The sequence below is a fragment of the Brachyspira sp. genome, assembly GCF_050873525.1.
GTDB lineage: Bacteria > Spirochaetota > Brachyspiria > Brachyspirales > Brachyspiraceae > Brachyspira.
Window position 1 is genome coordinate 1 of record NZ_JBNMIZ010000072.1, and the last position, 11,933, is coordinate 11,933.

Consider the following 11,933-nt stretch of genomic DNA (forward strand, 5'->3'; position numbering starts at 1 on the left):
CGAGACAAAATATAATTTCGATTCCTTAAAAAATAAATTCAAAAATCCTTATATTCCATATATTAAAGCGACTTTCGATTATTTATTTTTCTTTAGCGATGAAATTGCTTTGGGAATAGGATTATACGCTGGATACGATTTTGGTCCGCAAATCAAAGACGACAGATTTAGCAAAAATAATTTGGGAGCTTTCGATATAGGAGGGCAAGTTAGTTTTTATTTCGTTAACGACTGATTATAATTAATCCCATAAAAAATAATTTATAAAGAATTGATGCGGTAGCTATTTTTAGTTATCGCATTTTTTATTTTTGTTTATAAAGTTAGTTTACATAATTTTTTAATATTAAACAAAAAAACAAAAACTTGCTTCACTCTGTGGGCCTTTTAGCCTAATTCCTCCACAATGGAGGGTTGATTTGGTCTACCTAATACTTAAGTCTTAGGTTAGGCTTTTTTATGGATTGTTATCAGAATTCGGGCTTTAGTCTAGGCAGTAGCCTAGCAATGACAATTTTTTAAATGTTGTATAATTTACTTGCAAAAATATTTAAATTTATTATAATGGGCTTGTGTATTTTTATAAAAGGATTATTTAAAACATGGTATCTCAAAAAGAAAGAGTTAATAATATTATAGAAAAGTTATCTGAAGGTCTATACGAAAAGAGAGAAATTATAGCTTTAACATTTTTATGTTCGCTTGCTGGAAAATCTATATTTTTATTCGGACTGCCAGGAACTGCTAAAAGTTTAATAGTTAGAAGAATATCTTCCGCTTTTAAAGATTCAAAATATTTTGGACAGCTTATGAATAGATTTACGACTCCAGAAGATGTTTTCGGTCCAGTTAGTTTGTCTAAATTAAAAGAAGATAAATTTGAGAGAAAGCTTGATGGTTATTTGCCAAAAGCCGATTTTGTATTTTTAGACGAGATTTGGAAAAGTTCGCCCGCTATATTAAATACTTTGCTTACTATAATAAATGAAAAAGTATATAGAAACGGAAGCCAAGAGGATAAAGTTCCGTTAAAGGCTCTTGTGGCAGCTAGTAACGAAACTCCTCCGAAAAATCAGGGGCTTGAAGCTATGTATGACAGATTTATTATGCGTTTATTGGTTAATTCCGTTGAAGATGCAAATAATTTTAAAAAATTAATTGTAGATAAAGATATAAATTTTAACGCAAATATAGACGAAGATAATAAATTTTCAACTGAAGAATGGAAGGATTTAAATACGCTTATAGATGAAATACGAGTTCCAGAAAATATATTAAATATTATAATGTATATTAAAAACGATATAGAAAAATATAATAATAATGAAGCAAATAAAGATAATCAAATATACATTTCGGATAGAAGATGGAAAAATATTCTATATATATTAAAAACCGCCGCTTATTTTTTGGATAGAGAAGAGATACTTCCAATAGATTGTTTTTTAATAAGTCATTGTATATGGACATCAAAAGAAAATATTGACGAAGTTAAAGCAATAGTTAAAAAATCCATAGAAAATTTTTCTCAAATAAATAGAGAGGAATTTGAAAATATAAATAATGAAATAGAAACATTGAAGAAAGATATAAATAACGATTGCATAAATCAAAAAGATGTATATGATACGGAAAATATAAACAAGATTGAATGTTGTAAAATACAAATAGTATATTATCAATACAATAGTGGCTCTAATAGAATAAGTAAGAATTTATATATTCCAACAAATAAAATTAGCACTAACGATAAATTCTTTCCATTGCTTGAAGATGGGACGGAATTAAAATATTTTGAATGTTGTTTTAACGGTAATACCGTATGCTCGTTAAATAGCGTTAATTATTCTTATTATAAAATTATTAAAGATGAAAATTATGTAGATAAAATTGATAAAAGATTAAAAATAAAATCTAAAAAAGGAACTTTTAAAACTATTAGTCCAACAATGAAAGAAACTTATGAAAAATGGTGCGATGAATTAATACAAAAAATAGATGATGCAATAAAAGTTTCAGAAGAAGATTTGGAAAAACAAAATAATAAAATAGATTCGCCTTTTGTAAATGAAATAGATAGAGATATTATTTTAAAAAGTTATAAAGATTATATAGTAGATTTCAAGACTAAAAAATCGGAAGTAGAGCAGGAAAAAATTAAAATTGAAGAATGTCAAACTACTGATTGATTATGATAAATATAATAAAAGAAAAAATAAGAGAAACGAAAGAATTATTAAAAAATAAATTCTTGCATTATTTTACATTTTTAAACGATAATGAAGTTGAAGAAGAATTAGATAAAAGAATCGAAATATTTAACGAAAAAATAGAAAAGCATATAGAACAATCGAGTCCATTTGATAACGATTATAGACTTTATAGAAAATCTTATTCTGATTTTAAATATAATAAAACAACCGAAGAATCCGTTAAAGACGATATTAATCACTATAAAAATTTTGATAAGAGCGCCAATATAGAATTTTTTAACGATAAATTGAATAAATTTATCGAAAAATATAATTTTTTAGAAAAATTTAAAGGAAAAAATAATAAAATTTATAATAAAACTATCGAAGAGAAAATTAAAAAATTAATCGAATCGCATAGAGTAAAAAAAGAAACGGATATAAAATCCATAAGAAAAAATGTTTTGGATAATTGGAAACAGGCGTTAGACGAAAAATATACAGAGTGGGCTTTAAGAGAAATAGATAAATTTAGAGCGGAATTTTTTAAAGAAACGGAAGAATTTTTAGAATATATAAAAAAGATAAAAGAACTTGAAGAAGCGTTAGGATACGATACGGGTTTATTATTTGATTTAAGTTTGGGTAATATTTTAAAAAAAGATTTTGAATATATTAAAAGTTTGGCTAACCTTATAAAAGATACGGAAAGTATAAAGAAATTATGCGATATGTTGGGAAGATTTGTAAAAGCGGAAGAGAGTCATAAAATAGAAACGATTTTTAGAAAAGAAACATTTCACACTAAAGTTAGAGATGTAAATTCTAAAGAAGAGATAGTAGGGATAACATATTCAAGAGACATTAATAATATTTTGCCTCAAGAAAAACTTCTCTTGGCGGAGGGAATTTTAGAAACTTTATTTGGAGTTAAATATTTTGAAAATAGACTTTTAACTTTTAAAAAAGAAGGTTATACCGATTTTTCTTACGATGAAACCATAGAGGAAAAAGTCGAAGTAGTAGAAGAGGAAAAGAAAGGTCCTATAATAATATGCGCAGATACAAGCGGTTCTATGAGCGGAGTTCCAGAAAACCTTGCTAAAGCCGTTACGCTTTATTTAGCCACTCGGGCTATGAGACAAAAAAGAAACTGTTATTTGATTAATTTTAGCACTCAAATATATACTATTGATTTAACATATCCTAAAACTATTGATAATTTAATTGAATTTCTAAGAATTAGCTTTAACGGTGGCACAGACGCTATACCCGCCTTAAGGCATGCCGTTAATACTATGAATAATGATAATTATAAAAAGTCCGATTTACTTTTTATATCCGATTTTGTATTTAACGACTTTACAAAAGAGGATTATGATTTGGTAAAAAAACAAAAAGAATATGAAAATAAATTTTATTCCCTTATAATAGGCTCTACTCCTATGTTTGATTTAAAAGAAAGTTTATTTGATTATAATTGGGTTTATGATGCCTCCACTTCTTCCGTTAAAGAAATAACTGGTAAAATGTATGATAATATTTTAAATATTGATTGATAAGATACATAGCTCCCCGATAGTTTTTAATATTTTCTATTTCTTAAATAACTCGCTATGCGAACCTAAATCAAATTATAGTCGTTATATTTTGCATCCAAATTTTTATAGTTGTAATTATTTCCTGCAGTAATTCGGATAAGTCGCTATTTTATTTTTTAATTAAATTCTATCATTTTTATGTGGATTATACTTGGAGACTGGATGCTAACCGCTTTAGCGCACTCGTAATGACTGACTTTGAAACTTTTTAAATTAAAACAATGAATATTAATAAAGTTAAATATTCAGAAACAAGGGAGTAAAACTCCCGTTCCCGAAAGGGACACAGCGTGGGCTAAAAAGATGAGAATTTAAAAAAGGAATATATCCCGTAAGAAGTTGGGCTGTCAAATACTAATGAAGATGTTTTTGCTTCTTTTTCGCCAAAGGCGCGCAGAGCGATAAAAAGAGGTCTCTTTTGGCGACTGCCCGCTTCATTCTGTGGGCTTTTAGCCTAGCGTGGTTCTTTTTTGGCATCAAAAAAGAACGAGAAAATTTGCTTACTTTAACAAAGTATTAAGTTTGCGGATAATCTAAATTTCTTTCATATATTGGTATTCTCCTCGCGGCGTTCATTTAAAAGCGACTGGATGGAAACGCTTATTATTTGGTGTCTGCGATGATTAATTAAAAAATATTTGATTGTAAATTTATTTGGTATTTGACATTGATTTGAAAATAAAATTCGTCATTGCGAACGAGGCTAAAGCCCGCCTTTGGCGAGTGAAGCAATCCAAATAAAGTAAAATTTATTTTTTGTGGATTACTTCGGTTTTTTTGCAAAACCTCGTAATGACGGCGATAAAAAAACAATGAATATTAATAAAGTTAAATATTCAGAGACAAGGGAGTAAAACTCCCGTCAATAAAAGAGAGGAGAATTTAAAAAAAGGAATATATCCCGTAAGAAGTTGAGCTATCAAATGCTAATGAAGATGTTTTTTTTGCTTACTTTTTTTACACAAAAAAAGTAAGAGGAAATTTTGATTTTATTAAAAAGAAGGGCAATTATGTTTAAAATCTTTTTCATTTTTTAAGCTTTCTCTCTCCAAAGGGAAACTCCCTATTAAAATATAATCTTTAGAACCTCATGCGAAAGCATAGGGTTCGCTTTATATTTTCTACTTTACTATATACTTTTTATAAATTCTAATATAAAATAAATAATATATTTTACTTATAAATAATTTTTAGAATTTTTTAATTTTAGGAATAAAAATGGAATTGCTTGCGCCTGCTGGAAATAAAGAAAAATTAGAAGTCGCTTATCATTACGGAGCGGATGCCGTTTATATAGGCGGCGCTTTATTCAATTTGAGGCATCAAAGCAAAAATACGACTATCGAAGAACTCGCTGACTGCGTTAATCTTGCAAGAAGTTTGAATAAAAAAATATATTTAACTTTAAACGCTTTTTTGCATGAATACGATAAAAATAAATTGAAAGATTATTTGAAAGCGATTTCTAATATTGGAATTGACGCTTTTATAATTTCCGATTTGGGAATATTGGAACTTCTTAAAGAAATTATTCCGAGCGCTAATATTCACATAAGCACGCAGGCTTCCGTTACGAATAGTTATTCCTGCAAAGTTTACGAGCATTTGGGCGCTTCAAGAATTATACTTGCAAGAGAATTGTCTTTGGACGAAATAAAAGAAATAAGAGACAATACGAATTTGGAACTTGAAACTTTTGTGCATGGCGCGGTTTGTATGGCTTATTCGGGCAGATGCATATTGTCGAATTATTTGAACGGAAGAGATGCAAACGGCGGAGACTGTTCGCAAGTTTGCAGATGGAATTTCAAAACTTATATCGAAGAAAAAACGAGACCTGGCGAATTTATGGAATTGGAAGAAGGCAAAAATCATAGTGCGATATTAAGTTCGAAAGATTTGCAAATGGCGGAATATTTAAATCTGCTTGCAAAGGCTGGAATCGATTCCGTAAAAATCGAAGGCAGAATGAAAAGCGTTTATTATGTTGCAAATGTCGTTAGAACTTATAGAGTGCTGCTTAATTTACTCGATAAAGTCGGCTATGAAGAATATCCCGAAGCGATTAGAAAAGAACCCGTTGCAAGTTATATAAAAGAACTTTCCACAATAAGCCGAAGGGAAAGCGACACTGGATTTTATTTTAATAGAGAAGAAATGAAACCCGCATTGAAAGGGTATTTGAAAGGCAGAAGATTAATGGGAATGATTGTCGGACAAGAGGGCGAATATTCCAAAATAAATGTTTATAATACGATAAATAAAGGAGACAGTCTTATTTATATAGGGAGAGATTTTTTGAATTTGAAAGACGATAGATTTTCTTTATATATAAAAAACGAAGAAGGAAATTTTTTTGAAGTTGACATTATAAAAAATATAGACAATGCTTATATAAAATCGGGCGTCCATAATTTTAGCAAATACGATATTATAACGATGGAAGAAAACGAATAAATGATATTGGGAGTTGATTTCGGAAAAAAGCGAACGGGAACTGCTTATATGGATATGGAAATAAAAATTCCTTTTCCCTGCGAACTTATTGAAGAAAGCAATGCTCGAAAAGTAAAACGAATTTTAATGAATATAATTGAAGAAAAAAAAATTGATACTGTAGTTTTTGGACTTCCTCTTTCGGACGATGGAAAAGAAAACGAATGGTGTTTTGAGATAAGAAGATTTGCCGAATTTCTACTTAAAAGCGTTAAAGTAAATATAGTTTTTATAGACGAATACGGAACTTCAAAAGAAGCGGAATATATTTTAAGAGGAAAGAAAAAAAGCGTCAAGAAAAAAAATAATGATTTGCTGGCGGCTGTTCTTATACTTGAAAATTATTTGAATTATTTAAATATAAAATAAATATAAAAAATGACTAAAAATATTATAATAAAAAATATAAATATTCCTTCGAGATTCTTTTTGGCTCCAATGGCGGGCTATACGGATTATGTTTTTAGAAGATTATGCAGAAGATTTGGTGCGGGACTTCTTACAACCGAACTTGTGAGTGCGGCGGCTTTGGCAAGAATGATAAAAAAAACTTACAGATATATGGAGCATAAAGAGGACGAACATCCCATTTCTTTGCAAATATTCGGAAACAACGAAGACGATTTTAAAAAAGCGATTGAATTAACCGACTTGAAAGGATTTTCTTTTATTGATATTAATATGGGTTGCCCGACAAAAAAAGTTGTGAAAAATAACGGCGGAGCGGGATTATTAACCGATATTGATAAAATGATTTCGATTTTAAATTCCGTAAAAACCGCGTCTCCTTTGCCAGTGAGCGTAAAAATAAGACTCGGATTCAAGAGAGGAGAAGGCGGAGAAATTGAAAGAGCTTTGGCGATTAAAGAAAACGGCGCATGCTTTTTAACTTTGCACGGAAGATACGCAAGCGATTTATATAGAGGAAACGCCGATTGGGAAAAAATAGGTAAAATAAAAGAAGCGCTTGGAGAAAATTATATTTTGATAGGAAACGGAGATATAAAAAGTAAAGAAGACGCCGAAAAAGTTTTTGAAAATTATAAAGTTGACGGAATAATGATTGGAAGAGCGGCAATAGGAAATCCATGGATATTTAGTGAATTAAACGAAATATTTGAATTTGAAGAAGAAAAAAAAATTGATAAAAATCTTAAAAATATTATTAAAGAACATATAAACGGCTGCTGCGAATTTTACGGAGAGATTAGCGGAATTCATTTCATGCGCAAATTTATAATGAAATATCTTTCAGGTTATAGAATGGAAAATAAAATTGAATTAATGAAATGCGAAAGTAAAGATAAATTATTTGAATTGCTGGACGAATTGATTATTGAAAATTAATGTAAATCAAAATAAAAAACCTACTCTAATAAAAGAATAGGTTTTTATTTTTAATTAAATCTAATCAAAAATTATTGTTCGGAAGAATCGCTTGAAGGAGGATTAATATTCCTTATCGCATCAACGGCGGCTTGTCTAACGGCTAAAAAGTATCTGTCGTCTTGAGCCAAATATACCAAATCGGCTAGTGCAGAATAATCGCCTATTTTTCCCAAAGCTACCGCGGCTTCATAAACTATTCCCTGCGTTCTTCCTAATCTTAAATGAAATAATAATGAAGGAACTGCTTTAGCGTCTCCGATTTCTCCAAGCGCTTGAATCGCCGCTATAATATTGAAAGTTTCTCTTTCCGCATATAGCATACTCGATATTGCCTGAACGGAAGATTCTGCCACCGCGGTTTTTGCCGCTTTTAACGCCTGATAGCGAACTTCCGAATCCGAATTAGACGGAGTATTTCCCGTTAATCCATAGCCAACATATCTATTAATCGCTTGAATTAATAAATCGCTGCTCGCTCCGCTTTCGCTTAAAGCCTGAAAACATAAAGCTTTAACTTCGGGACTTCCCATTTCGATGGCGCTTAATAACAGACTTTCATCCTGATTTGCCAAAGCGTCCACAAAGTCTTTTGTCAAAGCTTCTCTCGGTTTGTTTGCCGAATTTTCGCTTTCTTCATCTTGAGCGAAAACCGATACCGTTGATAATACGAATATAAAGATTAAAGTAAATATTTTTTTGAGCATTTTTTACCCCTTGTTGATTTTAATTAAAATAATATATTATTATTTAATAATTTGCAAGCGTTTTTATTTAATTTATTAATATAGTTTTTCACTAAAAATTTATTATTTCAATCTCAAATCTTTTTTATATAAAGCAAATAATTCGTTAGTATAAATCAATTCAGAATTATCTATATAAAAATCTCTGCTTATATCTTTGGTATTCGGTTTATTTACGGGACTATACCAATAATATAATGTCAAAGCTCTATGCGGTTCTCTTTCTTTAATTCTATCGTCATCGTTAAATCTATAAAGCGCGGAATTTGTATTTTCAATTATTAAATATTCTATATTAGGATTTTCAGAAATATTATTCTCTTTTTTATTTAGAAATAGCCAAGAAGAGTAATTAAATATATCTCTTGAATATAATTTAAAGCTCTCTCCGTTTGCGTCCGTTCCTATATGCTTAACAATATCGTAAGTTAATTTTTGTTTTTTGCCTATTAAAGACGATTTATAAGTTTGTTTATAATAATGCCATGACACTGCAAATATATGAATAAAAAGAAATATTATAAAACAATTAAATAATTTAGGTTTTTTATAAAATAAATAATTAACAAATAAAAGTATGGTAAAGAAAGACATTGCAAACATAGAAAAATGATATACATATCCTCCGCCTTTCCCTTTCAAAATCATTGGACAAGCGACAGCTACGGGAATATATAGAAAATAGAAAAATAATAATTCTTTTATGAGATTGTCGTTTTTAAATTTAATTTTTTCAAATATGTTTTTATTTAAAACTACGCAAATAAAAGAAATTATAAAAGAAGTAATTACGATAATATGCGAAATTAATATTATAATAATCATAAAAGGGCTTACCGCGTCCCAAAAATTAAAAATAGTTTTTATATCAAATTTATTTAATGTAAAAGTTGGAAAAATTATTTGAGCGTATATTTGAGGAAATCGTTTATAAAATGCAACCGTATATTCCTTTGAAAGATTAATCATCCTTAAAGAATTTTCAAAACCGTTTTGTATTTCTGCTATTAAATACGGCAAATATAATAAAAACGACAAGAATACGCCCAAAGCTAAATACGATAAATATTTTTTGGAGTAATTAAACTTAATAATCAAATAAATTATTAATGTCGGAACTATGCCGTAATAAACCGCAAAATGAAACTGTCCCATTATCGCAAGAATTGGAAATAAAAGCGATGCAAATATTTTTGAATATTTTTCATTTCTTAAATATTCGGTAAAGAAAATAACAAATAAGAAAGAAAACATGACAACAGGATTTGGATTTGTAAAAGAAGTAACAGCTTCAAAAAATATGCAATTTACAGATATAAAAGCGGTTAATACGGATAAAGCCGTTAGTCCAAATCTAAAATATATCCATATTAGAAAAATAAATAAAACGATTAAATATATAGAAACATCAAATATTCTCGCCATATAATAATTTCCGTTTGCAATAGAATACAAAGATATAAACCTTGCATAAAATCCCGCTCCTGGCACTCTAACCGCGTTTTCGTCTATGATTTTTCCGCTCGTCACAAGCCTCGCTCCCGTATGCGGAATAATTCCATTATCGTATCCCGTTCTCATATCGTAAAAATGCTGTTCGTTATCGTTTGAAAGGAATGCGTATTTTTGAAAATAAAAAGAAGAAAAAACGTTTAATATTATAGAAAAAATTATAAGAACGATTAATATTTTATTTAAATTTTTATTCATTTTATTTATCCTATTATTTATTTTTTACTCGTTGGTTATTAAAAATTTATATACTGTGAATCCTTTAATATTGGTTAGTTCGATAGCATTATTTTGAATCAAATAATTTATGTCATTTTGAATTCTGTTGGCATCCCAATTCTTTTCTACTATATTGTCTTTAATTGCATATACGATTTTTGCATTTGTTGAAAAATTAATTTTATGGTTTGGAAAATATGTGTTAAAAATATCTATATATTGATTTCTTAATGTCCCAGAAAAATTATCGTATATATAAACGGCTTCACTTTTAGAATCTTTTTCTAAAAATTGGAGTAATTGATAATGACTTTTATAATTTCTCGGTTCTTCAAATAAATTAAAATATCTTATTAACTGTCCCGTAATAGAAAATAAATTTAAGACGAGCATAGCAAATATTATAGAAAAAATTTTTATATCATTTTTAATTTTATTTTCGATTTGGACAAAAAATAATACCATAGGAGCGAATGAAATAGAGTAAGCCGAATAAAGATAATGAAAAGTTCCAGATTTAGATTTGAATATAATAAAACTTATAATAGTTACAGGTATAAATAATATCAATATTAAAATAATTTCTTTTAATGCGTATATTTTTTCGTCTGTTTCGTATTTTAATTTTTTTGATATTAAAAATATTATAGATTTTACGAAAACAAATGCTGAAAATAAAACGCTTATTATAAGAAATATTAAACCGTAAATATAAATCGGTTTTGTAAACCAAAAATAAATAAACGAACCTATTCTTGTTCCAAAAATCGCAGACATTTCATTGGTAGGAAATAATAATAAAAAATAAATTTGTGGAAACGGGACGGAAGAAAGCTCGCCTCTCATATTTATAGCATAGCGAATATTGGAAAAATTATTGTTTATTTCATGGATTAAATAAGGCAGATATAATAGAAAAGAAATAAAAATTCCTAAAGTCCAAAACAAAATATATTTTTTAGTTTTTGAAAATCTTACGATTAAATAAATTATTAAAGTCGGAATCATAGAAAAGAATACGGTAAAATGTCCTTGCGACATTAAAGCCAGTATTGGAAATATTAAAGTCGCTGAAATTTTCTTTATATTTTCGCCTACTCCTCCAATATATTCGTATAGAAAAATAAATAACAATAAACTAAATATTGAAGTTATATTTGGATTCCAAAAATCCGTTATGGACATGATTAAATAAGGATTTAAAAGAAAAACAGCGCTTATTATTGATGTAATAAATATTCCAAATTTTTTATAAAACCAAAAAAGAAATATAGATATGATTATCAAATTGAAAATAAGATTAATTATCTTGGCTATAAATAAATTTTCTTGTCCTAATTTATAAAATAAAGTATAAAATATATAGTAAGCTCCGCCGGGAACTTTTGGGCTTGTAATAGAATCCGTGCTTATGAATCTTGCTCCCATAGTTGGAAATTCTTTATTTACATAATATTGTTTCATATCGTAGAAATGAGATTCCTGGTCTTTTCCTATAAATCTTTTATCAATAGCATAAAATGAAATAAAAATAGAAAAAGCTATGGAAAGAAATATCAAAACTAAAGATATAATATTTGTAATATATTTATCCATATTAATTTTTTCAGGGAGTTTAATCATAATAAAACTCCTAATATTGAATAAAATGAAGTATATAATTCTTTACTTTTGCAACGAAAAAACAGCCAAAAATTATATAGTAATGGCTTGTATTGTATTGTATTGTATTGTATTGTATTGTATTGTATTGTATTGTATTGTATTGTAGAATTTACATC

At 28.2% G+C, this 11,933-nt stretch carries 8 protein-coding genes and 1 pseudogene; 6 read left to right on the forward strand and 3 right to left on the reverse strand.

The window, feature by feature from the left end; translation table 11 throughout:
- The 6 genes and pseudogenes from ACR0QS_RS06420 to ACR0QS_RS06445 form a co-directional block, all read left to right on the forward strand.
- A pseudogene (locus ACR0QS_RS06420) lies at positions 1–235 on the forward strand (hypothetical protein); the annotation flags it as partial.
- A gap of 367 nt (positions 236–602) precedes the next feature.
- Positions 603–2,189 (forward strand): AAA family ATPase, encoded by a 1,587-nt coding sequence (locus ACR0QS_RS06425; RefSeq protein WP_432632613.1) that lies wholly within the window; start codon positions 603–605, stop codon positions 2,187–2,189.
- 2 nt (positions 2,190–2,191) lie between these two features.
- Entirely contained in the window at positions 2,192–3,751 is a 1,560-nt protein-coding gene (locus tag ACR0QS_RS06430; RefSeq protein WP_432632614.1) for a VWA domain-containing protein, read from the forward strand.
- A gap of 1,260 nt (positions 3,752–5,011) precedes the next feature.
- The gene (locus ACR0QS_RS06435) at positions 5,012–6,250 is read left to right on the forward strand and encodes a peptidase U32 family protein (protein ID WP_432632615.1); all 1,239 of its coding nucleotides are present in this window, start codon (positions 5,012–5,014) and stop codon (positions 6,248–6,250) included.
- Positions 6,251–6,658 (forward strand): Holliday junction resolvase RuvX, encoded by a 408-nt coding sequence (gene ruvX / locus ACR0QS_RS06440; RefSeq protein WP_432632616.1) that lies wholly within the window; start codon positions 6,251–6,253, stop codon positions 6,656–6,658.
- Between the two features lie 9 nt (positions 6,659–6,667).
- Positions 6,668–7,636, forward strand: a complete 969-nt coding sequence (locus ACR0QS_RS06445; RefSeq protein ID WP_432632617.1) for a tRNA dihydrouridine synthase — start codon at positions 6,668–6,670, stop codon at positions 7,634–7,636.
- A 71-nt stretch (positions 7,637–7,707) separates the two neighbouring features.
- Here the strand turns inward: ACR0QS_RS06445 and ACR0QS_RS06450 are convergent, their stop codons facing one another.
- From ACR0QS_RS06450 to ACR0QS_RS06460, 3 genes are all read right to left on the reverse strand, one after another.
- Entirely contained in the window at positions 7,708–8,382 is a 675-nt protein-coding gene (locus ACR0QS_RS06450) for a HEAT repeat domain-containing protein (RefSeq protein WP_432632618.1), read from the reverse strand.
- A gap of 102 nt (positions 8,383–8,484) precedes the next feature.
- Positions 8,485–10,131, reverse strand: coding sequence for a hypothetical protein (locus tag ACR0QS_RS06455; protein WP_432632619.1), 1,647 nt, complete (start codon positions 10,129–10,131; stop codon positions 8,485–8,487).
- Between the two features lie 24 nt (positions 10,132–10,155).
- Positions 10,156–11,775: a hypothetical protein gene (locus tag ACR0QS_RS06460; RefSeq protein WP_432632620.1), complete on the reverse strand. Its 1,620-nt coding sequence runs from the start codon at positions 11,773–11,775 to the stop codon at positions 10,156–10,158.
- Positions 11,776–11,933 lie beyond the last annotated feature (158 nt).

Excerpts from the sequence above, each read along its gene's own strand:
- ACR0QS_RS06445 (WP_432632617.1), top strand. The coding sequence starts at position 6,668 with ATGACTAAAAATATTATAATAAAAAATATAAATATTCCTTCGAGATTC.
- ACR0QS_RS06455 (WP_432632619.1), bottom strand. The coding sequence starts at position 10,131 with ATGAATAAAAATTTAAATAAAATATTAATCGTTCTTATAATTTTTTCT.
- ruvX (WP_432632616.1), top strand. The coding sequence starts at position 6,251 with ATGATATTGGGAGTTGATTTCGGAAAAAAGCGAACGGGAACTGCTTAT.
- ACR0QS_RS06460 (WP_432632620.1), bottom strand. The coding sequence starts at position 11,775 with ATGATTAAACTCCCTGAAAAAATTAATATGGATAAATATATTACAAAT.
- ACR0QS_RS06435 (WP_432632615.1), top strand. The coding sequence starts at position 5,012 with ATGGAATTGCTTGCGCCTGCTGGAAATAAAGAAAAATTAGAAGTCGCT.
- ACR0QS_RS06425 (WP_432632613.1), top strand. The coding sequence starts at position 603 with ATGGTATCTCAAAAAGAAAGAGTTAATAATATTATAGAAAAGTTATCT.
- ACR0QS_RS06430 (WP_432632614.1), top strand. The coding sequence starts at position 2,192 with ATGATAAATATAATAAAAGAAAAAATAAGAGAAACGAAAGAATTATTA.
- ACR0QS_RS06450 (WP_432632618.1), bottom strand. The coding sequence starts at position 8,382 with ATGCTCAAAAAAATATTTACTTTAATCTTTATATTCGTATTATCAACG.